This window comes from Pseudomonas sp. UBA1879, assembly GCF_002338065.1.
In the GTDB taxonomy this organism is placed as follows: domain Bacteria; phylum Pseudomonadota; class Gammaproteobacteria; order Pseudomonadales; family Pseudomonadaceae; genus Aquipseudomonas.
In genome coordinates this window covers 32,133-57,673 of the sequence record NZ_DDHJ01000025.1, presented here as the reverse complement: position 1 = coordinate 57,673, position 25,541 = coordinate 32,133, and the positions used below count along the sequence as shown (strand labels likewise).

24 protein-coding genes are annotated in these 25,541 nt (G+C 60.6%); 13 read left to right on the top strand and 11 right to left on the bottom strand.

Translation table 11 applies throughout. The features are described 5' to 3' along the window. From thiE to B3N48_RS26055, 3 genes are all read left to right on the top strand, one after another. Entirely contained in the window at positions 1–630 is a 630-nt protein-coding gene (gene thiE, locus B3N48_RS26065) for a thiamine phosphate synthase (RefSeq protein WP_296188627.1), read from the top strand. 51 nt (positions 631–681) lie between these two features. Beyond that, positions 682–1,965, top strand: a complete 1,284-nt coding sequence (gene hemL / locus B3N48_RS26060; protein ID WP_296188625.1) for a glutamate-1-semialdehyde 2,1-aminomutase — start codon at positions 682–684, stop codon at positions 1,963–1,965. Between the two features lie 419 nt (positions 1,966–2,384). Beyond that, entirely contained in the window at positions 2,385–2,948 is a 564-nt protein-coding gene (locus B3N48_RS26055) for a tetratricopeptide repeat protein (protein ID WP_296188624.1), read from the top strand. 15 nt (positions 2,949–2,963) lie between these two features. Here the strand turns inward: B3N48_RS26055 and B3N48_RS26050 are convergent, their stop codons facing one another. Continuing rightward, positions 2,964–3,290: a DUF1820 family protein gene (locus B3N48_RS26050; RefSeq protein WP_296188622.1), complete on the bottom strand. Its 327-nt coding sequence runs from the start codon at positions 3,288–3,290 to the stop codon at positions 2,964–2,966. Between the two features lie 135 nt (positions 3,291–3,425). Here B3N48_RS26050 and miaB point away from each other — a divergent pair, with 135 nt between their 5' ends. The 5 genes from miaB to lnt all read left to right on the top strand — a co-directional run bounded on the left by miaB (position 3,426) and on the right by lnt (position 8,918). Continuing rightward, positions 3,426–4,754, top strand: a complete 1,329-nt coding sequence (miaB, locus tag B3N48_RS26045) for a tRNA (N6-isopentenyl adenosine(37)-C2)-methylthiotransferase MiaB (protein WP_296188620.1) — start codon at positions 3,426–3,428, stop codon at positions 4,752–4,754. A 267-nt stretch (positions 4,755–5,021) separates the two neighbouring features. Next, entirely contained in the window at positions 5,022–6,026 is a 1,005-nt protein-coding gene (locus B3N48_RS26040; protein ID WP_296188619.1) for a PhoH family protein, read from the top strand. Beyond that, positions 6,019–6,519, top strand: a complete 501-nt coding sequence (gene ybeY / locus B3N48_RS26035) for an rRNA maturation RNase YbeY (protein ID WP_296188617.1) — start codon at positions 6,019–6,021, stop codon at positions 6,517–6,519. Before B3N48_RS26040 ends, ybeY begins: the two co-directional genes overlap by 8 nt. Before the next feature lie 5 nt (positions 6,520–6,524). Further along, positions 6,525–7,367, top strand: coding sequence for an HlyC/CorC family transporter (locus B3N48_RS26030; RefSeq protein WP_296188615.1), 843 nt, complete (start codon positions 6,525–6,527; stop codon positions 7,365–7,367). A 30-nt stretch (positions 7,368–7,397) separates the two neighbouring features. Continuing rightward, complete coding sequence (lnt, locus tag B3N48_RS26025; RefSeq protein ID WP_296188613.1) at positions 7,398–8,918, top strand: apolipoprotein N-acyltransferase; 1,521 nt, start codon at positions 7,398–7,400, stop codon at positions 8,916–8,918. Positions 8,919–9,076: 158 nt separating this feature from the next. Here lnt and B3N48_RS26020 read toward each other — a convergent pair whose 3' ends face one another. Together B3N48_RS26020 and B3N48_RS26015 are read right to left on the bottom strand one after the other, a co-directional pair. Next, a complete protein-coding gene (locus tag B3N48_RS26020; protein ID WP_296188612.1) occupies positions 9,077–9,838 on the bottom strand; it encodes a YdcF family protein in 762 nt (253 codons plus the stop codon). Between the two features lie 87 nt (positions 9,839–9,925). Beyond that, a complete protein-coding gene (locus B3N48_RS26015) occupies positions 9,926–10,297 on the bottom strand; it encodes a hypothetical protein (protein ID WP_296188610.1) in 372 nt (123 codons plus the stop codon). 303 nt (positions 10,298–10,600) lie between these two features. On the opposite strand from B3N48_RS26015, the gene leuS reads away from it, so the two are divergent. The 5 genes from leuS (at position 10,601) to B3N48_RS25990 (ending at position 16,772) form a co-directional block, all read left to right on the top strand. Next, on the top strand, positions 10,601–13,207 hold the full coding sequence (gene leuS, locus B3N48_RS26010; protein ID WP_296188609.1) for a leucine--tRNA ligase: 2,607 nt from the start codon (positions 10,601–10,603) through the stop codon (positions 13,205–13,207). Between the two features lie 88 nt (positions 13,208–13,295). After that, complete coding sequence (gene lptE, locus B3N48_RS26005) at positions 13,296–13,901, top strand: LPS assembly lipoprotein LptE (RefSeq protein ID WP_296188607.1); 606 nt, start codon at positions 13,296–13,298, stop codon at positions 13,899–13,901. A gap of 42 nt (positions 13,902–13,943) precedes the next feature. Continuing rightward, a complete protein-coding gene (gene holA / locus B3N48_RS26000) occupies positions 13,944–14,981 on the top strand; it encodes a DNA polymerase III subunit delta (RefSeq protein WP_296188605.1) in 1,038 nt (345 codons plus the stop codon). A gap of 211 nt (positions 14,982–15,192) precedes the next feature. Then, positions 15,193–15,351: an alternative ribosome rescue factor ArfA gene (arfA, locus tag B3N48_RS25995; RefSeq protein WP_166597484.1), complete on the top strand. Its 159-nt coding sequence runs from the start codon at positions 15,193–15,195 to the stop codon at positions 15,349–15,351. Positions 15,352–15,437: 86 nt separating this feature from the next. Beyond that, on the top strand, positions 15,438–16,772 hold the full coding sequence (locus tag B3N48_RS25990; protein WP_296188603.1) for a lytic murein transglycosylase: 1,335 nt from the start codon (positions 15,438–15,440) through the stop codon (positions 16,770–16,772). Between the two features lie 217 nt (positions 16,773–16,989). Here the strand turns inward: B3N48_RS25990 and lipA are convergent, their stop codons facing one another. The 8 genes from lipA to mrdA all read right to left on the bottom strand — a co-directional run bounded on the left by lipA (position 16,990) and on the right by mrdA (position 25,511). Then, positions 16,990–18,030 carry a lipoyl synthase gene (gene lipA, locus B3N48_RS25985; RefSeq protein ID WP_296188602.1) on the bottom strand — a complete coding sequence of 347 codons (1,041 nt, stop codon included), beginning with the start codon at positions 18,028–18,030 and terminating at the stop codon, positions 16,990–16,992. Position 18,031: 1 nt separating this feature from the next. Continuing rightward, positions 18,032–18,679 carry a lipoyl(octanoyl) transferase LipB gene (gene lipB / locus B3N48_RS25980; protein WP_296188601.1) on the bottom strand — a complete coding sequence of 216 codons (648 nt, stop codon included), beginning with the start codon at positions 18,677–18,679 and terminating at the stop codon, positions 18,032–18,034. Further along, the gene (locus tag B3N48_RS25975; RefSeq protein WP_296188600.1) at positions 18,679–18,954 is read right to left on the bottom strand and encodes a DUF493 domain-containing protein; all 276 of its coding nucleotides are present in this window, start codon (positions 18,952–18,954) and stop codon (positions 18,679–18,681) included. Before B3N48_RS25975 ends, lipB begins: the two co-directional genes overlap by 1 nt. 97 nt (positions 18,955–19,051) lie before the next feature. Beyond that, positions 19,052–20,212 (bottom strand): D-alanyl-D-alanine carboxypeptidase family protein, encoded by a 1,161-nt coding sequence (locus tag B3N48_RS25970; protein WP_296188599.1) that lies wholly within the window; start codon positions 20,210–20,212, stop codon positions 19,052–19,054. A gap of 194 nt (positions 20,213–20,406) precedes the next feature. Beyond that, complete coding sequence (locus B3N48_RS25965; protein ID WP_296188597.1) at positions 20,407–21,447, bottom strand: septal ring lytic transglycosylase RlpA family protein; 1,041 nt, start codon at positions 21,445–21,447, stop codon at positions 20,407–20,409. Then, positions 21,447–22,457 carry a lytic murein transglycosylase B gene (gene mltB, locus B3N48_RS25960; protein ID WP_296188595.1) on the bottom strand — a complete coding sequence of 337 codons (1,011 nt, stop codon included), beginning with the start codon at positions 22,455–22,457 and terminating at the stop codon, positions 21,447–21,449. The genes B3N48_RS25965 and mltB overlap by 1 nt, the downstream gene beginning before the upstream one ends. Before the next feature lie 17 nt (positions 22,458–22,474). Next, the gene (gene rodA, locus B3N48_RS25955) at positions 22,475–23,578 is read right to left on the bottom strand and encodes a rod shape-determining protein RodA (RefSeq protein ID WP_296188712.1); all 1,104 of its coding nucleotides are present in this window, start codon (positions 23,576–23,578) and stop codon (positions 22,475–22,477) included. 31 nt (positions 23,579–23,609) lie between these two features. Continuing rightward, positions 23,610–25,511 carry a penicillin-binding protein 2 gene (mrdA, locus tag B3N48_RS25950; protein WP_296188593.1) on the bottom strand — a complete coding sequence of 634 codons (1,902 nt, stop codon included), beginning with the start codon at positions 25,509–25,511 and terminating at the stop codon, positions 23,610–23,612. Positions 25,512–25,541: the final 30 nt, after the last annotated feature.

The following is a 25,541-nucleotide window of genomic DNA, read 5'->3' as shown; positions in this document are numbered from 1 at the left end:
ATGAAACTGCGTGGCCTGTATGCCGTGACCGACAGCCAACTGTTGGCCGGCAAATTTCTGTCTTACGTCGAGGCTGCCCTCGATGGCGGCGTCACCCTGCTGCAATACCGCGACAAATCCGGTGATGAAACCCGCCGCCTGCGCGAGGCCTCGGAACTGCTGAAACTGTGCGAGCGCTACAAGACCCGCCTGATCATTAATGATGACGCTGAAGTCGCCGCCCGGCTCGGCGTTGGTGTGCACTTGGGCCAGACCGACGGCTCACTGCCCGACGCCCGCGCACTGCTGGGTCACAAAGCTATCGTCGGTGCGACTTGCCACGCACAGCTTGAGCTGGCAGAAAAAGCCAAGGCCGATGGCGCGACCTATGTCGCGTTCGGGCGCTTCTTCAATTCCAACACCAAGCCCGGCGCACCGGCGTGCAGCCTCGAAATGCTGGCCGACGCCCGCAAGCGCATCTCGCTGCCGATTGCCGTCATTGGCGGCGTCACGCTGGAAAACGCCGCGCCGCTGGTGGCCCACGGCGCCGACCTGTTGGCTGTGGTGCACGGCCTGTTCGGCGCCGACAGCACGCAGGAAGTGACCCGCCGCGCCCGCGCCTTCAACGACCTGTTCAAGAAATCGGCTTGATCACGCTTCAGGCCGACTGACCCCCATTCGATTCAAACAGAGACCTTCATCATGTCCCGTTCGGAAACCCTGTTCGCCAATGCCCAAAAACACATCCCCGGCGGCGTCAACTCGCCGGTTCGTGCGTTCAAAAGCGTCGGCGGCACTCCGCTGTTCTTCAAGCACGCAGCGGGCGCCTACGTCACTGACGAAGACGACAAGCGTTATGTCGATTACGTGGGTTCGTGGGGTCCGATGATTTTGGGGCACAGCCACCCGGGCGTGCTCGATGCCGTGCGCAAGCAACTGGAGCACGGCCTTTCCTATGGGGCGCCGACCGCGATGGAAACCGAGATGGCCGACCTGGTCTGCTCGATCGTGCCGTCGATGGAGATGGTGCGCATGGTCAGTTCCGGCACTGAAGCGACCATGAGTGCCATTCGCCTCGCGCGTGGCTACACCGGCCGCGACAGCATCATCAAGTTCGAAGGCTGCTACCACGGTCACTCCGACAGCCTGTTGGTCAAGGCCGGTTCGGGCGCGCTGACCCTGGGCGTACCCAGCTCGCCGGGCGTACCGGCGGCATTCGCCAAACACACGCTGACACTGCCGTTCAACGACATCGACGCGGTGAAAGCGATGTTGGCCGAGGTGGGTCAGGAAGTGGCGTGCATCATAGTCGAGCCGGTGGCGGGCAACATGAACTGCGTACCGCCTGCGCCGGGTTTCCTGCAAGGCCTGCGTGAGGAATGCGACAAGCACGGCGTGGTGTTGATTTTCGACGAAGTGATGACTGGTTTCCGCGTGGCCCTTGGTGGGGCTCAGGCGTATTACAACGTGAAGCCGGATCTGAGCACTTTCGGCAAGATCATCGGCGGTGGCATGCCGGTGGGCTGCTTCGGCGGCAAGCGCGAAATCATGTCTCACATCGCGCCGCTGGGGCCGGTCTATCAGGCAGGCACGCTGTCGGGCAATCCGCTGGCGATGGCAGCCGGTCTGACCACGTTGCGCCTGATCAGCCGGCCGGGTTTTCACGATGAGCTGAGCGCCTATACCACCCGCATGCTGGATGGCCTGCAACAACGCGCCGACGCGGCGGGCATCCCGTTCGTGACCACGCAAGCGGGCGGCATGTTCGGCCTGTACTTCACCGACGCGAAACAGATCGTCACCTTCAAGGATGTGATGAGCAGCGACGCCGACCGCTTCAAACGCTTCTTCCACCTGATGCTCGAAGGCGGGGTGTACTTGGCGCCAAGCGCATTCGAAGCCGGCTTCACCTCCATTGCCCACGGCGACGCGGAGCTGCAACTGACCCTGGATGCAGCCGAAAAAGCGTTCGCGCAGTTGAAATAGTGGAAGATCGAGGATCGTGTACGCTAACGCGATCCACTGTAGGAGCTGGCTTGTCCTGCGACCTGCCGCGCAGCGGCAGCAAAATCAGGCAACCCGATTTTATCTGACCCACCGGGTTTACCGGATTCGCTGCCGCTACGCGGCAGGTCGCGGGACAAGCCACGCTCCTACACTCATCGCAGCAAGCACCGGTGAATTCGTGGGAAGCCACAACCGATATCTTTCAGACAAGCAAATATTTTGTTAGATGCTTAGTTCTGTGCCACTTTGAAAGCGCCTGAATTCAGGCGATTCAAGCCCGCGCAGCAGAAAATCAGTAAAGACTTTGTAAGGTTGGCCCTGCTTATTTCATAATGCGCAGCCAGCACGTTTAGCTGGACGGGCACGCCCGCACCTTTTTCAGAGGTAAGTCGACTTCCATGAATCGCACCGGCCGCACCCTTGCATTGGGCTGCCTGTTGCTTCTTCATCCCCTGCTGGTGAATGCAGGTGGCAACTCGTTGTTAATACCAGCGGTGGGTCGCTGCACCCTGAATACCCAGCCAGACAACCTGCCAGCCGCCCTGTCGGCGTGTCAGCAGGCGGCAAAAGGTGGGGATGCGCAGGCGCAATACGAGTTGGGACAGTTCTATTACGACGGCAAGAACACGCCGCGCGATCTTACTCAGGCACTCAACTACTTCGAACAGGCCTCATTGCAGGGTCATGCTCAGGCGCAGTATCAACTGGGCTTGATGTTCTTCCGGGGCGAGGGCGTGCAAGCCAATAACATCCAGGCTTATATCGTCCTGAAGATGGCGGCGGTCAATGGGTCGGAAGATGCGCTCGATCAGGCTGACGAAGTGTCCGGGCAAATGAAGAAGGAAGACCTGGAAGTCGCCACTCAAGTACTGGGGCAAATCTTCCGCAAGTATCTGCTGGAACTGCAAACCGCCGAAGGTCGCACGCCGTTTGCGCCGTTCCCGGATACCAGCAAACCCTGACCGAATCGTCCGGGCTCACTTCTCCGGCATGGGCATCGGGAACGGCATGACGTTGCCGGTCTGACGCGCTTCGCTGATCTTCGCTGTCCCCATCCGCTCGACTTCGTCGATCCGCACGATGGAATGCATCGGTACGAAACTGCGCACGACGCCGTCGAACTGGGCCTTCAGCTTCTCTTCGCTGGGATCGACTACCACGGTCGTGCGCTCGCCGAAGACGAATTCCTCAACCTCCAGAAAGCCCCACAGATCGCTTTGATAGATCTGTTTGGCGTACATCTCGTACACCTGGCCCTGGTTGAGAAAAATCACCTTATAGATTGGAGCTTCGCGTTTGGTCATAACAGGCAGGCAATGATCGGTGTTTTGAAAAGGGCGCGAACTATAGCATGCCGCTGGTTAGGCAACGCTAGGAACCCGAGGCCATGGTCCCTATAATGCGCGGTTCTTCGAATCACCTGATGAATCCGAACCCGCATGGCCAAGAAGCTTTATATCGAAACCCACGGTTGCCAGATGAACGAGTACGACAGCTCGCGCATGGTCGACCTGCTGGGCGAGCATCAAGCGCTGGAAGTCACCGCTCGCGCGGAAGACGCCGATGTCATTCTGCTCAACACCTGCTCGATTCGCGAGCGGGCGCAGGACCGCGTCTATTCCCAGCTTGGCCGCTGGCGCGAACTGAAACTGGCGAATCCGGAAATGGTCATCGCCGTTGGTGGCTGCGTGGCCAGCCAGGAAGGTGCGGCGATCCGCGATCGCGCGCCCTACGTCGACGTAGTGTTCGGCCCGCAAACCCTGCATCGCCTGCCGGACATGATCGACGCGGCGCGCATTACCCGCTTGCCTCAGGTGGACGTGTCGTTTCCGGAAATCGAAAAATTCGACCATTTGCCCGAGCCGCGCGTCGATGGCCCTAGTGCCTATGTGTCGGTGATGGAAGGTTGCAGCAAATATTGCACGTTCTGCGTGGTGCCCTACACGCGGGGTGAAGAGGTCAGCCGGCCTTTCGACGACGTGATCACCGAAGTCTTCCACCTTGCTGAAAACGGCGTGCGTGAAGTCACGCTGCTCGGCCAGAACGTCAACGGCTACCGCGGCACGACCCACGACGGGCGCGTGGCTGATCTCGCCGAGCTGATCCGCGTGGTGGCGGCCATCGACGGCATCGACCGCATTCGCTACACCACGTCGCACCCGCTGGAGTTTTCCGACAGTCTGATCCAGGCCCACGCCGAGGTGCCGGAGTTGGTGAAACACCTGCATTTGCCGGTGCAATCGGGTTCGGACCGTATTCTGGCGGCGATGAAACGCAACCACACTGTCCTCGAATACAAGTCTCGCCTGCGCAAACTGCGGGCGGCCGTGCCTGACATTTGCATCAGTTCGGATTTCATCGTCGGTTTCCCCGGCGAAACCGAAAAAGATCATTTGCAGACCCTGAAGCTGGTTGAAGAGGTCGGCATGGACTTCTCCTACTCCTTCGTCTACAGCCAGCGTCCGGGCACGCCTGCGGCGGATCTTGCGGACGACACTCCGGAAGAGGTGAAAAAGGAACGCCTGAAGCAGCTGCAAAATCTGATCGACCGGCAAGGCTTCGAAATCAGTCGCCGCATGGCCGGCACCGTTCAGCGGATTCTCGTCACCGACTATTCGAAGAAAGACCCCGGCGAGCTGCAAGGGCGTACCGAGAATAACCGGATCGTCAACTTCCGCTGCGACAACCCCATGCTGATCGGGCAATTCGCTGACGTGTACATCGACAGCGCACAACCCCACTCGCTGCGGGGGTCGTTGGTGCAATGAATCTAGACGTTGCCCTTAGCCTGTAGGAGCGCGGCTTGTCCCGCGATCTGCCGGGAACCGGCAGCAAAGCCAGACATCTCAATGTCTCTGGCATACCGAGGGTCTGGTTTTGCTGGCGCTGCGCACCAGATCGCGGGACAAGCCGCGCTCCTACAGTGCTCGTCGCAACATCCGATCCAACCATTAGTAAGTGAGCCCTTCCGGACACTGTCTACAGGGGTTATCCTTCGTTTCACATTCATTGCCGTCGGGCGGCTAAAAACCACTTTGAACGCACCTATCGAACCACATCGTTTCAGCCTCGAACCTATCGAGGCCCACCGCTTCGCCAATCTGTGCGGGCAATTCGACGAGCATTTGCGCCTGATCGAACAACGCCTGGACATCGAGATCCGCAATCGCGGAGGTCAATTCGAGATGATCGGCGAGCGCAAACAGACCACTTCGGCTGAAAACCTGCTCCGCCGACTGTATCGGGAAACCAAAAGTACCGAACTGTCGCCGGACATGGTCCATCTGTTCCTGCAGGAATCCGGTGTCGAAGAGCTGGATAACCACCCTGCCGCCGAAGTTGGCGTTGCCCTGCGTACCAAAAAAGGCATGATTCGCCCGCGCGGCCTGAATCAGCAGCGGTACGTGAAAGAAATTCTCGCCAACGACATCAATTTCGGCATCGGCCCGGCCGGTACGGGCAAGACCTATCTGGCCGTGGCCGCAGCCGTCGACGCGCTGGAACGCGAGCAGATCCGTCGGATCCTGCTGGTGCGTCCAGCGGTCGAAGCGGGCGAGAAACTGGGTTTCCTGCCAGGCGACCTCGCGCAGAAGATCGACCCCTACCTGCGACCGCTCTACGACGCGCTCTACGAGATGCTGGGCTTCGAGTACGTGGCCAAGCTGATCGAGAAACAGGTGATCGAAGTCGCGCCACTGGCCTACATGCGCGGGCGTACCCTTAATAACAGCTTCATCATTCTCGACGAGAGTCAGAACACCACTGTCGAGCAGATGAAGATGTTCCTGACCCGTATCGGCTTCGGATCTACCGCCGTGATCACGGGTGACATTACCCAGATCGACCTGCCAAAAGGCACCAAATCCGGGCTGACCCATGTCATCGAAGTGCTCAAGGACGTGCCAGGCATCAGCTTCACCCACTTCAAGCCCAAGGACGTCGTGCGCCATCCGCTGGTGCAGCGCATCGTCGAAGCCTACGAGCGCTTCGAAGAACGCAACGATCAGAACGGCGCTCGGGACATCCGCCGCGATGCTTGAGCTGGATCTGCAAGTCGCCAGTGAAGCCAGTGCCCCCAGCGAAGCCCAATTCCGCCTCTGGTGTGAAATGGGCCTGCGCCAGCGCGCGGCCGACTGGGAAATGACCATTCGCCTGGTCGATGAAACCGAGGGGCGGGAGTTGAACAACACGTGGCGTCACAAAGACTACGCCACCAACGTGCTGTCCTTCCCGGCTGACGTCCCTGACGAACTCCTCGATATTCCGCTGTTGGGCGATCTGGTGATCTGCGTGCCGGTCGTGGCCCGCGAGGCAGCCGAACAGGGCAAGGCGCCAGACGCACATTGGGCGCACCTTGTCATTCATGGCTGTCTGCATTTGTTGGGCTACGATCACATCGACGATGACGAAGCCGAAGAAATGGAAGCACTGGAACGAGAGTTGCTTGCAGAGTTGGGCTATCCCGATCCTTACGCCGACGACGAAATCGTCGACACATTACCTTCAGAAACACCAGGCAAGGACCACGAGTAAGGGCTATGAGCGAAGACCGATCGAGCAACGGGCAAAAGTCATGGTTGGGCAAACTGACCCAGGCATTTGCCCATGAGCCGAAAAACCGCCAGGAGCTGCTGGAGCTGCTGCGCGAAGCCCATCAGAACAAACTGCTGGACAGCGAAGCGCTGGCCATCGCCGAAGGCGCCATCCAGGTCGCCGACTTGCAGGTCCGGGACATCATGGTCCCGCGCTCGCAGATGGTCAGCATCAAGGCCAGCCAGAGCGCCCGCGAACTGCTGCCAGCAGTGATCGATTCGGCCCACTCCCGCTACCCGGTGATTGGCGAAAGCCACGATGACGTGCTCGGCGTGCTGCTAGCCAAAGACCTGCTGCCACTGATCCTCAAGGAAAACGGCGACGCGAGTGACATCAAGGGCCTGCTGCGTCCGGCGACATTCGTGCCGGAGTCCAAGCGACTGAACGTGTTGCTGCGTGAATTCCGCGCCAACCACAATCACATGGCCATCGTCATCGACGAATACGGCGGCGTGGCAGGTCTGGTGACGATCGAAGACGTGCTGGAGCAGATCGTCGGCGATATCGAGGACGAACACGACGTCGAGGAAGACAGCTACATCAAACCGCTGCCCAGCGGCGACTTCCTGGTCAAGGCACTGACGCCCATCGACAGCTTCAACGAGTTCTTCGACAGCGAGTTCTCCGATGACGAATTCGATACCGTGGGCGGCCTGGTGATGAATGCGTTCGGGCATCTGCCCAAGCGTAACGAAATCACCGAAATCGGCGCGTATCGTTTCCGCATTCTGAACGCGGACAGCCGCCGGATTCACCTGCTGCGCCTGAGTCCGATTTCGCGCTCGTAACGTCGTATCCGTTTGTCATAAGGAAGGTAAATGCGCTGGATCACCCGCCCCGGCTGGCCCGGTAACCTGCTGGCCGTCGCGGCTGGCGCACTGATCACCCTGGCCTTGGCGCCGTTCGATATCTGGCCACTGGCGATCGTTGCGCTGGTGATGTTCTACCTCGGACTGCGCGACCTGAAACCACGTCAGGCGTTGTGGCGGGGCTGGTGTTACGGATTCGGCCTGTTCGGCGGCGGCACCAGCTGGATCTACGTCAGCATTCACACCTACGGCGAAGCGCCGGTCTGGCTGGCCGGGTTCCTGATGGTGCTGTTTTGCGCCTCGGTGGCCTTTTTCTTTGCCCTTCCCGCCTGGCTCTGGGCACGCTGGATTCGCCGCAACGAAGCGCCCTTGGCCGATGCCCTTGCGTTCGCCGCACTGTGGTTCGGTCAAGAGATGTTTCGCGGCTGGTTTCTCACTGGTTTCCCGTGGCTCTATTCCGGCTACAGCCAGCTCGACGGCCCGCTCAAAGGCCTCGCACCGCTGGGGGGGATGTGGCTGATCTCGTTCAGTCTGGCGCTGACTGCGGCATTGCTGTGCAACCTGCCCCGGTTGCGCGCGCGGAGAAGCTTCCTGGCTGCGGGCGTCGCGCTGTTGCTGGCGCCTTGGGTGATCGGCCTGGCGCTGAAAAATCACGCGTGGACCGAGCCTTCCAGCGCCCCGCTGAAAGTCGCGGCCATGCAGGGTAATGTCGAGCAGAGCATGAAATGGGACCCTGCTGCGCTGAATGCCCAATTGGCGCTCTACCGCGACATGACGTTCACCTCGCAAAAAGCCGACCTGATCATCTGGCCCGAAACGGCGGTGCCGGTACTCAAGGAATCGGTTGAAGGCTACCTGTCGATGATGGGTAAATTTGCGGCGGATCGGGATTCGGCGCTGATCACCGGCGTGCCGCTGCGGCAGAAAGGCGGACGTGGGGAATTCCGTTACTACAACGCCATCACGGTGACAGGCGAAGGCGACGGCACGTATCTGAAGCAGAAGCTGGTGCCCTTTGGTGAATACGTGCCATTGCAGGATGTGCTGCGCGGGCTGATCACCTTCTTCGATCTGCCCATGTCCGACTTCGCGCGCGGTCCGGCTGAACAGGCGCTGCTGCAAGCCAAAGGTTACGAGATCGCGCCGTTCATTTGCTACGAAGTGGTGTATCCGGAGTTCGCCGCCGGGCTTTCGGCACAAAGCGATCTGTTGCTGACGGTGAGCAACGACACGTGGTTCGGCACCTCCATCGGCCCGCTCCAACACCTGCAGATGGCGCAAATGCGCGCGCTGGAAGCCGGCCGCTGGATGATCCGCGCCACCAACAATGGCAAAAGCGCGCTGATCGACCCGTTCGGCGAGATCACCACCACCGTGCCGCAGTTCGAACGGGCGGTGATGTACGGCGAAGTCACGCCGATGCAAAACCTCACCCCGTACCTGCATTGGCGTTCCTGGCCGCTGATCATCTTGTCTGTGTTGCTGGTGGGCTGGGCGCTGCTGGCGAGCCGGGTTTCCAAGACGGTTTGATGAGTCGCGCATATCTGTAGGAGCGTGGCTTGTCCCGCGATCTGGCGCGTAGCGGAAGCAAACCCTGCCGTCGTGATTTGTCTGACATAGCCGGAACGCCGGTTTTGCTGCCGGTGCCCGGCAGATCGCGGGACAAGCCACGCTCCTACAGTGTCGGGTTACCGGTAAAACATCCGATACCCCACCCACCCCGCCGCTTCATTGATCAACTGCCCCATCTGCCACACGGCTCGGGATTCGGGGAGCCAGCCGCCGAACGGCCTGGCGTTGTCCACGCTTAAAAACCCGACGGGCGCCGGCACGACGTCGAACCCCGCTTTCTGGAAACTCCAGACCGAACGCGGCATGTGCCAGGCCTGCGTCACCACCACCACTCGCTTGATCCCCAGAGGCTGCAACACTGCGGCCGTCATGGTCGCGTTTTCCCAGGTCGTGCGGCTTTCACCCTCTTGCCATCGCACAGTCACCCCAAAATCATCGCGTAATGCATCAGCCATGATCGCCGCCTCACTTGGCGGCTCACCGTAATGGAGCCCGCCGGTGGTCAGGATCGGCAGCCCTGAAGCCTTGGCCAGACGCGCGGCATACCGCATCCGCTCAAGGGCCGTGCCGGTGGGAATGTCTGTGCCCCAGCTCGGATCCTTACGCTCGCGCCCCGACCCCAGCACCACGATGGCGTCAGCACGCTGCGCCAGCGTCGCCCACTGATCCTGCTGCAATGGCGGCAGACGTTCGATGCCCTTGGCCGACCACTCCACCACGATCGGCAGGCTGGTCAGCCACACACCGCCCAGCCCAACCACGAACAGCGCCCGCGCCAGACGCGGCCTGGCCGATCTCAGCCACCAGGCGCACAACAGAACAAGAAGAAAGATGCCGGGGGGCAGCAGCAGGTTTTTGATGGCGTAACGAAAAGGCATCGGGCATCTCCAGAAGATGCCCCGAAGCCTAGAAGGATTGACGCTAAGCAACAATGCTTAATCAGACGGGAATGGAACCCGTACACGTTACCGCTTGAAATGTTTACTGGAACTGTAGCGACTCAACTTTGCCGATACCTTGGCGCGACGCTGATCCTTCAACCAGATGACGTTGGTTGAGGGCCGCGGGCCGCGAATCGGCTCCGAAGGCTCCCGGGAATGACTGGCACTGCCCTGCTTGATATTCAGTGCGCCCTCTTCGACAACGACTTCCTTGCGATCCAGATAAGCCTCGATCAACTGAAACTCTGCGTGGCTCAACCCGCGAAGTTCCAGTTCGGCGGGGTATTCATTGCGAAGCCGGACTGCTGTTTTCGCCATGTCCAGGGCTAGCCCCAGACGATCAATCAAACGGTCATACAGATCAGGTTTATTTACTTGGTGCCGCAGCTCTGCCATCCGTCCACCTCACTGAAGATAACCACATACCCTCGACAGTGAGCTTAGCGGCACTGCAAAAACCGGCGCGATGCCGCGACCAACGGCGATTGACGTGGGTTGGAGAGCATCAGCCATGCAATCAAAGGTTTCCCTCGATAGTCTGCCCTCATGTATGCTACGGCGCTTCCTGTTATTCCACTTCCGCTCCTCCGGGTTCGAACCCGTCGCGTTGGCAAAGGCACCGCCTGACACGCGACACCCCTCCAGTCCGGGACGGCAGCGAAGAGGTCAAGGGTCACCAATCTTTAGCCAAAAGTAGCCATGCACGAACTCTATCAGCCCCGCGAAATCGAAGCCGCCGCCCAGACCTTCTGGGAAGAGCAAAAGTCCTTTGAAGTCAGTGAACAGCCAGGCAAGGACACCTACTATTGCCTGTCGATGTTCCCTTACCCAAGCGGCAAGCTACACATGGGGCACGTGCGCAACTACACCATCGGTGACGTGATCGCCCGCTATCAGCGCATGCAGGGCAAGAATGTGCTGCAACCCATGGGCTGGGACGCGTTCGGGATGCCGGCGGAAAACGCCGCGATGAAGAACAACGTCGCTCCCGCCAAGTGGACCTACGAAAACATCGCCTACATGAAGACCCAGCTCAAGAGCCTGGGCCTGGCGATCGACTGGTCACGTGAAGTCACGACCTGCAAGCCTGATTATTACCGCTGGGAACAATGGCTGTTCACGCGCCTGTTCGAGAAAGGCGTGATCTACCGCAAGAACGGCACCGTGAACTGGGACCCGGTCGATCAGACCGTTCTGGCCAACGAGCAAGTGATCGACGGCCGTGGCTGGCGTTCGGGCGCGGTGATCGAGAAACGCGAAATCCCGATGTACTACTTCAAGATCACGGCCTACGCCGATGAGCTGCTGGAGAGCCTCGACGAATTGCCGGGCTGGCCTGAACAGGTCAAGACCATGCAGCGCAACTGGATCGGCAAGTCCCGCGGCATGGAAGTGCAGTTCCCGTACGACCAGGCGTCCATCGGCGAAGCCGGTGCCCTGAAAGTCTTCACCACCCGCGCCGACACGCTGATGGGCGCAACGTACGTGGCGGTGGCTGCGGAACACCCCTTGGCGACACTCGCCGCCCAGAACAATCAAGAGCTGCAAGCGTTCATCAACGAATGCAAGAGCGGCAGCGTGGCGGAAGCCGACGTTGCCACTCAAGAGAAAAAAGGCGTTCCTACGTCTCTTTTCGTCTTGCACCCACTGACCGGCGAGAAGCTGCCGGTGTGGGTCGCCAACTACGTGCTGATGCACTACGGCGACGGCGCGGTCATGGCCGTACCTGCTCACGACGAGCGCGATTTCGAATTCGCCACCAAGTACAACCTGCCGGTCAAGCCGGTCGTGCGCACCAGCGCAGGGGATGAAACACCCGCCCCGTGGCAGGATGCGTACAACGAGCACGGCGTGCTGATCAACTCCGGCGAGTTCGACGGTCTGGACTTCGCGGGCGCTTTTGACGCCATCGAAGCCGCACTGGCCAGGAAAGACCTCGGCAAATCGCGCACCCAGTTCCGTCTCCGCGACTGGGGCATCAGCCGTCAGCGCTACTGGGGCTGCCCGATCCCGATCATTCATTGCGATAGCTGCGGCGACGTGCCGGTCCCTGAAGACCAACTGCCGGTCAAGCTGCCGGAAGACGTCGTACCGGATGGCGCCGGTTCGCCCCTCGCGCGCATGCCTGAGTTCTACGAGTGCACCTGCCCGAAATGCGGCGCACCGGCCAAGCGCGAAACCGACACCATGGACACCTTCGTCGAGTCGTCCTGGTACTTCGCCCGCTACGCCTCGCCTCACTACGAAGGCGGCATGGTCGACCCGAAGGCCGCGAACCACTGGCTGCCGGTCGATCAGTACATCGGCGGTATCGAACACGCGATCCTGCACCTGCTGTACGCGCGCTTCTTTCACAAACTGATGCGCGATGAAGGCCTGGTCAGTTCCAACGAGCCGTTCAAGAACCTGCTGACTCAGGGCATGGTGGTCGCCGAGACCTTCTATCGTCTGGAAGCCAACGGCAGCAAGACTTGGTTCAACCCGGCTGACGTCGAGTTCGAACGCGACAGCAAGGCCAAGATCATCGGCGCCAAGCTGATTGCCGACGGCCTGCCGGTGGAAATCGGTGGCATCGAGAAGATGGCCAAGTCGAAGAATAACGGCGTTGATCCGCAATCGATGATTGACCAGTACGGTGCCGACACCTGCCGTCTGTTCATGATGTTCGCCTCGCCGCCTGACATGAGCCTGGAGTGGTCCGACTCCGGCGTCGAAGGCTCGCACCGCTTCCTCAAGCGCGTATGGCGTCTGGCCCAGGCCCACGTCAGCGCCGGTCTGCCGGCCGCGCTCGACAAGGCCACCCTGTCCGACGATCAAAAAGCCGTTCGCCGTGCGATTCACCTGGCGATCAAACAAGCCGGTCAGGACGTGGGGCAGCACCACAAATTCAACACTGCCATCGCCCAGGTGATGACGTTGATGAACGTGCTTGAAAAAGCCCTAACGGCGTCGCAGCAGGATCGCGCGCTGTTGCAGGAAGGTCTGGAGACCGTTGCCCTGCTGCTGGCCCCGATCACGCCGCACATCAGCCATGAGCTGTGGAACGCACTGGGCCACGCCGATCCGGTCATCGACGCCGGCTGGCCAGCGGTGGATGAGTCCGCACTGGTGCAAGACACGCTGCAACTGGTGGTACAGGTCAACGGCAAGCTGCGCGGTCAGATCGAGATGCCTGCCAGCGCCAGCCGCGAGGATGTCGAAGCCGCCGCCCGGACCAACGAAAACGTGCTGCGTTTCATCGACGGCCTGACGATTCGCAAAGTGATCGTCGTACCCGGCAAATTGGTGAACATCGTCGCCAGCTGATTGGATCAGGCGCCTGGCACGGTCAGGCGCCCAACACACTTCCAGAGCCCGCACTTCGGGCTCAAACGGATTCAAGGGGAGCAACAAGATGATCAAACGCAATCTGCTGGTAATGGGCCTCGCGGTATTGCTGAGCGCCTGCGGTTTCCAGCTGCGCGGCACGGGCACCAACGCCTTGTCGATCAAGGAACTGGATGTCAGCGCCCGCGACGCCTACGGCCAGGTCGTCACGGACTTGAAAAACACGCTGAGCAACAGCGGCGTACACGTTTACACCGGCGCGCAGTACAAACTGTTCCTCGCCCGCGAAGACGAGAGTCAGCGCACCGCGAGTTACGCAGGCTCCGGCAACTCGGCCGAGTATGAGCTGACCACCGTGGTGAAATACGAAATCCTCGGCACCAAGAACGTTCTGCTGCTCGATGACAACGTACAGTCCACCAAAACCTACGTGCACGACGGCAACAACTTGATTGGCTCCGATCAGGAAGCCGAGCAGATCCGCAAAGAGATACGCAGCGACCTGGTGCAGAAGTTGATTGCGCGCCTGCAGCAACTGTCACCGCAACGTCTGGACGAACTGCAAGCCAAGGCTGACGCCGCCGCTCGTGCCCAGGCCGATGCCGAAGCCGCTGCTCAACGTATTCGTGACGAGACGCCGCAACAGTCTCCGATCGAAATCCCGTCCAAGTGATGGCATCAGGGCCGGTTCGCCGGCCCTGATCTTTTCTGACCCATGAAACTCGCCCCCGCCCAGCTTTCCAAACACCTTCAAGGTGCGTTGTCGCCTGTCTACATCGTCAGCGGCGATGACCCGCTGCAATGTCAGGAAGCGTGCGACGCCATTCGCTCGGCTGCGCGTCAGCAGGGTTTCGATGAGCGTCAGGTGTTCAGCGCCGATTCGAATTTCGATTGGGGCACTCTGCTGCAAGCCGGGGCCAGCATGTCGCTGTTCGCTGAACGACGCCTGCTGGAGCTGCGCCTGCCTTCCGGCAAACCGGGGGACAAAGGCGCCGCTGCGTTGCTGGAGTACTGTGGTCGTCCGGCGGAAGACACCTTGCTGCTGATCAGCCTGCCAAAACTGGACGGCGCTGCGCAGAAGACCAAGTGGGGCAAGGCACTGGTCGAGGGGCAGCACACCCAATTCGTGCAAATCTGGCCCGTGGATGCCGGCCAACTCCCGCAGTGGATTCGCCAGCGTCTGGCGCAGGCCGGGCTGGCGGCCAGTCCCGATGCGGTGGAGCTGATTGCAGCCAGGGTGGAAGGCAACTTGCTCGCCGCCGCCCAGGAGATCGAAAAGCTCAAGCTGATGGCCGAGCAAGGCCAGATCACCGTCGAAACCGTGCAGGCGGCCGTGGCCGACAGTGCGCGCTTCGATGTATTCGGCCTGACCGATGCGATCCTCAACGGCGAGGCCTCTCACGCACTACGCATGCTGGAAGGCTTGCGCGGCGAAGGTGTCGAGCCGCCCGTGATTCTCTGGGCGCTGTCTCGCGAGTTGCGCGTGCTGGCGAACCTGGCGTTGCAATACAGCCAAGGCGTACCGCTCGACAAAGCGTTCAGCCAGGCCCGCCCGCCGATATGGGACAAGCGCAAACCGTTAATGAGTAAGGCCCTGCAACGCCACTCCGCCCGACGCTGGGCACAGCTGTTGATAGACGCCCAGCATATTGATGCGCAGATCAAAGGCCAGGCCCAAGGATCGGTGTGGAACAGTTTGAGCCTGTTGTCGCTGCACATGGCTGGACAGCGGTTGGCGTTGCCGTCTGAGTAATCTCAAAGGCCAGCACGAACGAACTGTGGGTGTGAGCTTGCTCGCGATGAGATATATCCTGGCCCGCGGTATTGTCTGGATAAATGGATCGCGAGCAAGCTCACGCCTACCGGGACATGATCGGCCGCGATAGCACAGATCAATTAGACCACCGCTCCATTCAGCCGCATCATTCCCGCCGCTTCACCCATCACCTCAAGAGAGCATCGCCATGAGCAAAGCCAAAAAGCGGCCGAACAAGGCCAAGTCCATCATCGCCCAGCCTCTGTTCCGCAGCCGTCAGGAACAACCCACCAAGGGCAAAGGCAGCTACCGCCGCGAAGCCTTCCAGTCGAGAGATTGGGAGGCTTCTTCCGTTATGGCGGCTTGAAACATTTCAGGTACTGACTGGCGCCCCGCCGACAGGGCCGACATGGTAAGGTCTGCACCTTACGGTTTATCCCTGTGGACCCCAGAATGCCCTTTAGCTTTCCCCGTCGTTGGCATGTCCGCCAATTGATCGCCGCCTCCAGCCTCTTCGGGCTGGTCGCCTGTGCGGAACAACCCACCGCCGCCGTCGCCACTCCGCTTCAAGCCGCCCCTCTGAATGTCGCCAAAGCCGCGCCCACGCCGTCTACCGCAGTGGCCGAGCCCGACGACGCCAATTTCGAAATCCAGCCCGCCGTGACGTTCGCCGAATGGCAGACAACGTTCCGCGCACAGGCCTTGAGCGCAGGCATTCGCCCTGATGTCTTCGACCGTGCGTTCGCAGGCGTAACGCCGGACATGAGCGTGGTGAAGGCCGATCGCAGCCAACCTGAATTCACTCGCCCGGTCTGGGAATACCTCGACGGCGCGATGTCGGCGGTGCGCGTGCGTAAGGGTCAGGCCTTGCTCACGCAGTACGCCGACGTGCTGTCCCAGATCGAGCAACGTTACGGCGTGGATCGCCAGGCGTTGATCGCCGTCTGGGGCATGGAGAGCAGCTTCGGCCAGTTCCAGGGGACGCAGTTGGTAATCCGCTCGCTGGCCACGCTGGCCTACGAAGGCCGCCGTCCACAGTTCGCGCAGGATCAGTTGATCGCCGCGCTGCAGATCATTCAGCACGGCGACATCGATGCGCCAAATATGCTGGGTTCCTGGGCCGGGGCCATGGGGCAAACGCAGTTCATTCCCACGACCTACAACACCCACGCCGTGGACTTCGACGGGGATGGCCGGCGCGACATCTGGAATTCGCCTGCCGATGCACTGGCTTCGACGGCCCATTACCTGCAAAGCTCGGGTTGGCAGAAAGGTCAGCCTTGGGGCTTCGAGGTGCAGTTGCGCCAAGGTTTTGATTACGCCATGGCGGATGCCTCCACGCGCAAAACCATTGCAGAGTGGCAGCAGCTGGGCCTGACCCTGCCCAATGGGTCTGCCCTTCCCGCCAACCTGTTGCAACAGCAGGCGGCGCTGTTGCTGCCCGCTGGTTACAAAGGCCCCGCGTTTCTGGTGATGGACAACTTCCGCGCCATCCTCAAGTACAACAATTCGTCGTCTTATGCGCTGGGCATCGGGCTGTTGTCCGAGCGGTTCACAGGCGGCGGTTATGTACTCGGCCAATGGCCACGGGGCGATCGTCCGTTGAGCCGAACCGAGCGTATCGAACTGCAAACCCTGCTCTCCGCTCGCCAATACGACGCCGGTGCACCCGACGGCATCATCGGCGCGAATACGCGCAAAGCCATCCGCAGCGCCCAACAATCGTTCGGCTGGCCAGCGGACGGGTATCCGACGCAGGAGTTGTTGGAGAGTTTGCGTAAACCGTAGTCCCTCCGGCTCACACACTTCTCTGTGGGAGCCGGCTTGCTGGCGAATGCGGTGCATCAGCTATGAAGCAGTTGACTGACACAACGCCTTCGTCGGAACGCCGCCCGCACCAAGCCGGCTCCCACGGGATTTGAGACCGATAATTAATAGCATTTCAAAAAAAGGGCCGGATATCGCTATCCGGCCCTTTTTGGTTTTGCGCGCAGTCCGTGAAGAATCAGCCCGCCGTCAGCAAAGACTTGGTCAGCTTGGCTTGTTCGTCAGCGTGGTAGGAAGAGCGCACCAGCGGCCCCGAAGCCACGTTCTTGAAGCCCATCTTGTAACCTTCTTCGGCGAACCAGGCGAAGGTGTCCGGGTGCACGAAACGCTGAACCGGCAAGTGATTGCGGGAAGGTTGCAGGTATTGGCCCAAGGTCAGCATGTCGATGTTGTGCTCACGCATGCGCTGCATCACTTCGATCACTTCGTCGTCGGTTTCGCCCAGGCCCAGCATCAGGCCGGATTTGGTCGGTACGTGAGGGACCATTTCCTTGAAGCGCTTGAGCAGGGTCAACGACCACTGGTAATCCGAGCCCGGACGCGCGGCCTTGTACAGACGCGGCACGGTTTCCAGGTTGTGGTTGAACACGTCCGGTGGAGTCGCGGCGGTGATTTCCAGCGCAATGTCCATGCGGCCACGGTAATCCGGAACCAGGGTTTCCAGCTGTACGTTTGGCGACAGTTCACGGATTTCGCGGATGCAGTCGGCAAAGTGCTGAGCGCCGCCGTCGCGCAGGTCGTCACGGTCCACCGAAGTGATCACAACGTACTTGAGTTTCAGGTCAGCGATGGCCACCGCCAGGTTTTTCGGCTCGTCCACGTCCAGCGCCTTGGGACGGCCATGGCCGACGTCGCAGAACGGACAACGACGGGTGCAGATGTCGCCCATGATCATGAACGTCGCGGTGCCGCCGGAGAAGCATTCGCCCAGGTTCGGGCAAGAGGCCTCTTCGCACACGCTGTGCAGCTTGTGCTTGCGCAGCAGGGCCTTGATCCGGTCGACCTCTGGCGACACCGGGATGCGGACGCGAATCCAGTCCGGTTTCTTCGGCAGTTCAACCGTGGGAATGATCTTCACCGGAATGCGCGCCACTTTTTCCGCGCCGCGCAGCTTTACGCCAGCTTCTACTTTCGGACGTGCCGCGCGCTCGGGCGTCACCACGTTCACTGTCGGGATCAGGGTTTGCACGGCATCGGCCGTCTCATGCGCAGTAGTCATATCAATCGATTCCGCCCATTAGGGTCGTCTGCTCAGCGTAGTCGAGGTGTTTGACGAGCTGCGCACGCAGCCGGGCACTAACCTCGGCAAATTCAATCGGGCCTGCCTGTTCGCGCAGCTGGGTCATGGCCAGCCCCGCATACCCGCAGGGATTAATCCGTTTAAACGGGTCCAGATCCATGTCGACGTTCAGCGCCAGGCCATGGAAGGAACGGCCGTTTCGGATACGAAGACCCAGAGAAGCGATCTTCGCCCCGTCGACGTAAACCCCCGGCGCTTCGGGTTTGGCCGCTGCCATGACGCCATAACTGGCCAGCAGGTCGATCAGGCTATGTTCGATCCGGGTGACCAGTTCGCGCACGCCGAACCCAAGGCGACGCACATCCAGCAGCAGATACGCCACCAGTTGACCGGGCCCATGATAAGTCACTTGGCCACCGCGATCGACCTGTACCACCGGAATATCGCCCGGAAGTAGCAGATGCTCGGGTTTTCCAGACTGTCCTTGGGTGAAAACCGGGGGGTGCTGCACCAGCCACACTTCATCGGGCGTCTCGCCAGTGCGGCTGTCGGTAAAGCGCTGCATGGCTTGCCAGGTGGGCTCGTAGTCGATCAATCCGAGATCGCGGAAGCCCAGACGCTCCCCCATCACAGCACCATGTGCACTTTGCCCGTGGCACGCAGCTCGCTGTTGATGTCATAGAGCTGATCCTGCCCGGTGGCGACAATGTGCAGCTGCAACGTGGTGTATTTGCCGTTGCTGCTCTGCCGCTCGGCGACTTTTTCGTCGTTGATGGTCGCGTGTTTGGTGACGATCGCGATCACTTCGTCTTTGAAGCCCACGCCGGTATCGCCGATCACTTTGATCGGGTAGTCCTGGCAGGGGAATTCGATCTTTGGCGCTTTAACGTCGGAATCTGTCATGGCAGTAACGGCCTCGTAAGCCGGAAAACGGACAGTCCCCCACCGCGATCAGCGGCAGGGGCATAGGGTCAACGGTCGGTCGGTGATAAACCCGCGATCAGTTGAACAGACTGTAGAAGAACATGCGAATGCTGTCCCACAGGCGGCGGAAGATACCACCTTCCTCAACGGAGTCCATGGCGATGAGATTAGCGGTGCGAACGACCTTGTCGTCCAGCTTCACCTCAACCTGACCAATCACGTCGCCTTTGGCGATAGGCGCGACCAGTTTCGGGTTGATGCTCATGCTGGCGGTGAGCTTTTTCATCTCGCCTTTTGGCATGGTCATGGACAGATCGTCAGCCAGACCGGCCTTGATCTGACGTTCGGTGCCTTTCCAGACCGGCGCTTGAGCCAGTTCGGTGCCTTTCTGGTAGAAGGTCTGGGTTTCGAAGAAACGGAAACCGTAAGTCAGCAGCTTCTGGGTTTCAGCCGCACGAGCCTGTTCACTGTTGGTACCGAAAACCACGGCGATCAGACGCATGCCGTCGCGCACAGCCGAGGAGACCATGCAATAGCCCGCTTCTTCGGTGTGACCGGTTTTCAGACCGTCGACGGTCTTGTCACGCCACAGCAGCAGGTTACGGTTTGGCTGTTTGATGCCGTTCCAGAAGAACTCTTTCTGCGAGTAGATCGCGTAGTGAGCCGGGTCTTCGTGGATGATCGCGCGGGCCAGCAGCGCCATGTCATGGGCGGTGGCGTAGTGATCAGGGTTTGGCAGGCCCGTCGGGTTCATGAAGTGGCTGTTCACCATCCCCAGATCACCCGCAGTCTTGTTCATCATGTCGGCGAACGCATCTTCGCTGCCGGCGATGTGCTCGGACAGGGCGACACTGGCGTCGTTACCGGATTGAATGATGATGCCATGCAACAGATCGCTCACCGTCACCTGGCTGCCGACTTTGATGAACATCCGCGAACCGCCAGTACGCCAGGCATTTTCGCTGACCGTCACCGGATCGTTTTCACCGATCTGACCACGACGAATTTCCAGCGTCGCGATGTAAGCGGTCATCAGCTTGGTCAGGCTTGCCGGAGGCAGTTTCTGATCGCCATTGTTTTCGACCAGCACGTTACCGCTGTTGGCGTCCATCAGCACATACGCCTTGGCAGCCAGCTGCGGTGCCGATGGCGTCATCTGCTCCGCAGCCAACACGGCAGGCGCGGTGAAAAGCGGGATTAAAAGGCAAAGGCGTTTTGCAAAGGTGGTGATGTTCATCCGTCTCTCGAAATTGCTAATGGGCAAACATGCCCTCGCGGGCAAAGCGGTAATGCCAGGCTACCCTGGCGAACGGGGTGACATTCTACAGATGCCCCCGTGAAAAGCTGCTGACAACGCTCGCTCTGGTGGCCGGTCGTCTGCCAGGCCACTTCGATCCGGCCTCGTTGCCAAGGTTCGAATCATCGCTCGTTTCATTGATCCGACGTCACGACGCTCGGCGAACCCAGGTTGGCCGACCGTACGCTGTTCTGCAGTTGCTGGGCTTCACCCGGCGTGCCGACCGGCCCCATCCGCACGCGATAGAGCGTCTGTTGATTGCGCGCTATCGAGCTGACGAAAACCGGGGCCCGAACCATCCCGCTCAGTTTCGACCTCAGGAGTTCCGCAGCGTCCGGGTTGGCGAAGGCTCCCACCTGGAGAAACAGCCCAGACACTTGTCCGGAAGCGTTTTTTTTTGCGTCGATCGGAACGGGCGATACCGGTGCGGCGTGCTGTTGCGGTGGCGGCGTCCATTGCTCGATGGTGCCTGCCGACGCCGTGATCACCGGCGCTGCAGGTTGCGGTCTGGCAGTGGGGCCACTGATTGCCACTTGCGGTTGATCGAGCATCAATGGGGCCGGTTTGCCGCGCTGCGCCCAGTACTGAGCCGGGTCGATGCCCTCGACTTTCACCCGCGCTGTACCGATTTCGGCATAACCGAGCTTCTTCGCGGCAGCGTAGGACAAGTCGATGATCCGGTCGGAATAGAACGGCCCACGGTCGTTGACCCGCAGGATCACCGTGCGGTTGTTGTCCAGATTGGTCACGCGAACATAGCTGGGCAGCGGCAGCGTCTTGTGCGCCGCGCTCATACCGTACAGGTCGTACACTTCGCCGTTGGCCGTGTTCTGGCCATGGAATTTGGTGCCGTACCACGAGGCCGTGCCGGTCTGGTTGTAGCTTGCAGAGTCGCTCAGCGGAAAGTAGGTCTTGCCCAGTACGGTGTAAGGGTTGGCTTTATAAGGGCCGGTGTGCAGCGTCGGTACGGCATCGGGGATGCGCGACACGTCGACGTCCCACCACGGCGCACCGTCTTTGTGCGCGCGGTTGATGTCCAGCCCCGGTTGCGCACGGATGATGTTGCCCTGCTGCGTCGGTCGACTGCTGTGAGTGCTGGAGCAACTGGCGACGAGCAAGGTCAGCGCCGTGAAGGCCATCAGCTTCAATGGTTGTTTGATCGGCAATGACCGCATTACTTGACGCCCCGAGCTTGAACAAGCAGTTCAGACAGCTGATGCACGGCCATCGCGTACATCACGCTGCGGTTGTAACGCGTGATTGCGTAAAAATTCTTCAAACCCATCCAGTATTCAGGGCCTTTGTCGCCTTCCAGGCGAAACGCCGTGACCGGCATATCATCGCGCAGCGCATCATGACTCGCCCACCCCAAGGCTCGCAACTCCCCGACGGTCTTTACTGGCTCGATGCCGGGACTCAATCCTTCATCGGCACGGTCGCCGCGAACGGTCGCCAGGCTGACCACCGGCTCACCCGCGACCCAGCCATGACGCTTGAAATAGCTGGCGACACTGCCAATTGCGTCATCCGGATCGTTCCAGATGTTGATGTGGCCATCGCCATCGAAATCCACCGCATACGCACGGAAGCTGCTCGGCATGAACTGCGGCAGGCCCATCGCCCCGGCGTAAGAGCCTTTCAAGGTCAGCGGGTCCACCTGTTCTTCCCGGGCCAGCAATAAGAACTCACGCAACTCCTTGCGGAAGAAGTCGGCGCGCGGCGGGTAGTCGAAACCCAGCGTCGATAAGGCATCGATCACCCGATAATTTCCGGTATTGCGTCCGAAAAAGGTTTCGACGCCGATGATCGCCACGATCACCTGCGCCGGCACACCGTACTCCTGCTCCGCACGGGCGAGGGTCGCTTCATGCTGCCGCCAGAAATCCACGCCCCGCGCGATGCGCGCATCGGTGAGGAACATAGGGCGGTAATCTTTCCAGGGTTTCACTCGCTCGGCGGGGCGTGAAATGGCGTCGAGAATGGACTGTTTGCGCTCGACGTTGCGAAAAACCTCGATCAGCTGCTCGCCTGCAAACCCGTAATCCCGGGTCATGTCGCTGACGAACTGAGCCACTTGGGGCGAGCCTTCATAATCACCGCCAAACGACTCCTGCACGGACCCGAGGATGCCCATCAGACCGACCAGCGGCGCATATCGAGCAGCCCAGCCACGCACTACTTGCATTGAGTTGTTCACCTTAATCAAACCTGAGCGATCCATTTGCGGTGGGTATGGATCGACATCAAAACACCAAACGCTGACAGCAGCGTCACCAGCGAAGTTCCGCCGTAGCTAATGAAGGGCAACGGCACCCCAACCACCGGCAGCAAACCGCTGACCATACCGATGTTGACGAAAACGTAAACAAAAAATGTCATGGTCAGGCTACCTGCGAGCAGCTTGCCGTAGAGCGTTTGCGCCTGAGCGGTGATCACCAGCCCACGACCGATTAGCAGCAGATAAATCAACAACAGCGCGCAAATGCCCACCAGCCCGAACTCTTCGCCAAGGACCGCGATGATGAAGTCCGTGTGGCTTTCCGGCAGAAAGTCGAGGTGCGACTGCGTACCGAGCAGCCAGCCTTTGCCGAACACTCCGCCCGAGCCGATGGCGGCCTTGGACTGAATGATGTTCCAGCCAGTGCCGAGGGGATCGCTTTCCGGGTCGAGGAACGTGAGGATGCGCTGCTTCTGGTAGTCGTGCATGAAGAAGAACCACATGGCCACAGCCACCGGGACCGCCGCTGCGATCACGCCGATGATCCAGCGCCAGCGCAGACCGGCCATGAACAGTACGAAGGTGCCGGACGCCAGAATCAGCAGCGACGTGCCAAGGTCAGGCTGACGCACGATCAGGATGAACGGCAGGCCGATCAGTCCGAGACTCACTGCAACGTGCTTCAGATGCGGCGGTAGCGTGCGTTTGGACAGGTACCAGGCGATGGTGGCCGGCATGATGATTTTCATGAATTCCGACGGCTGAAAACGGATGACCCCCGGGATGTTGATCCACCGGGTCGCGCCCATGGCGTTGTGCCCCATCACGTCTACCGCCACCAGCAGCAACACCCCGAGCACGTAGGCAATCGGCACCCAGCGCGCCATGAAACGCGGTTCCAACTGCGCAATGACGAACATCGACACCAGCCCGATGCCGAACGACGTGGCCTGCTTGATCAGCAGGTCCCAGCTTTTGCCGCTGGCGGAATACAGGACGAACAGGCTGCCGGCCGCCAGTGTCAGCAGCAGGATCAGCAGCGGACCGTCGACGTGGATTTTCTGCAGGAACGTGGCACGTCGGCGCATCACGTCTTCGCTGGAGAGGATGCGGTCGAAATTACTCTTCACGGGCCGCGGTCTCCGGAGGCTGTGTGTTGGCGGCGTATTCGGGTTTCAAATGACCTTGCGGGTCGAGCAACCAGGCGTCCATGACCTGGCGTACCACGGGCGCGGCGGCACCGGAGCCGGACTCGCCGTTTTCGATCATGACCGCCACGACAATCTTGGGGTTGTCGGCCGGCGCGAAGCCTACGAAAAGCGCGTGGTCGCGGTGACGCTCCTGCACTTTCGAGCGGTCGTATTTCTCGCCCTGACGAATGGCCACGACCTGCGCCGTACCACTCTTGCCCGCAATGCGATATTGCGCGCCGATCGCTGCTTTGCGTGCGGTGCCCCGGGCGCCGTGCATGACCTGCTGCATGCCATGGTTGACCTTCGCCCAGTCGGACGGGTCACGCAGCACGATATCGGGCATGGGGTTCTCATCCACCGGCTTCTGGCCTTCGATGGTCCGGGCCAGATGCGGCCGGTTCCACTTGCCCTTGTTCGCCACCAGCGCCGTGGCTTGGGCCAGTTGCAGCGGGGTGGCCTGCATGTAGCCCTGACCGATCCCGAGGATCAGCGTTTCCCCAGGGAACCAGGCCTGGCGGCGGGTGATGCGTTTCCAGTCGCGCGATGGCATCAGGCCTGGCGACTCTTCGAACATGTCCAGCGAGACTTTCTGCCCGATGCCGAATTTATTGAGGTACGCGGACAGCCGATCGATGCCGACCTTGTGGGCCAGGTCGTAAAAATAAGTGTCGTTGGAGCGCATGATCGCGGTGTCGAGGTCGACCCAGCCGTCACCGGTGCGGTTCCAGTTGCGGTATTTGTGGTCATAGTTCGGCAGCATGTAATAGCCGGGGTCGAACACCCGCGTACTGGCGGTCACGACGCCCGTGTCCAGACCGGCGATGGCCACAGCGGGCTTGATGGTCGAACCCGGTGGGTACAGGCCGCGCAGAATGCGGTTGAACAGCGGACGGTCCACCGAATCCCGCAGTTCGGAATAGGCTTTGAAGCTGATCCCGGTGACGAACAGGTTCGGGTCGAAACTTGGTTGGCTGACCATCGCCAGCACTTCCCCGGTATTCGGGTCCAGCGCCACCACCGCTCCGCGCCGCCCGCCCAGGGCGACTTCGGCGGCTTCTTGCAGTTGAATGTCGAGGCTCAGAACGATGTCCTTGCCGGGCACCGGGTCAGTGCGTTTCAGCACGCGCAGTACGCGGCCGCGGGCGTTGGTTTCGACCTCTTCGTAGCCAACCTGACCATGCAGCTCCGGCTCGTAGAAGCGCTCGATGCCGGTCTTGCCGATGTGGTGTGTGCCGCTGTAATTCACCGAGTCGAGGCTTTTCAGCTCTTTCTCGTTGATCCGCCCCATGTAGCCGACAGAATGGGCGAAATGCGCGCCCTGCGGGTAATGCCGCATCAACTGCGCGACCACCTCGACGCCGGGCAAGCGGAACTGATTCACGGCGATCCGGGCGATCTGCTCTTCGGTCAGCTCGAACAGAATCGGCACCGGCTCGAACGGCCGCCGCCCTTGTTTCATGCGTTTTTCGAAGATGATCCGGTCGTCCGGGGTCAGCTCCAGCACCTCGACGATGGTGTCGAGCACCTTGGCCCATTCCCCGCCAGAGCGCTCGCGGGTCATGCTCAGGTTGAAGCTGGGCCGGTTGTCGGCGATCACCACGCCATTGCGATCAAAAATCAGCCCGCGACTCGGCGGAATCGGTTGCACATGGACCCGGTTGTTTTCCGACAGGGTCGAGTGGTACTCGTACTGAATGACCTGCAGAAAATAGAGACGCGCCACCAGCACGCAGATCAGCACGATCACGATCACGGCACCGACCACGACCCGGTTGCGCACCAGGCGTGCGTCCTTTTCGTGATCTTTCAGGCGAATCGGCTGAGACATTTAGGGCGTGTTCACAGTCAAGGCAGCAGC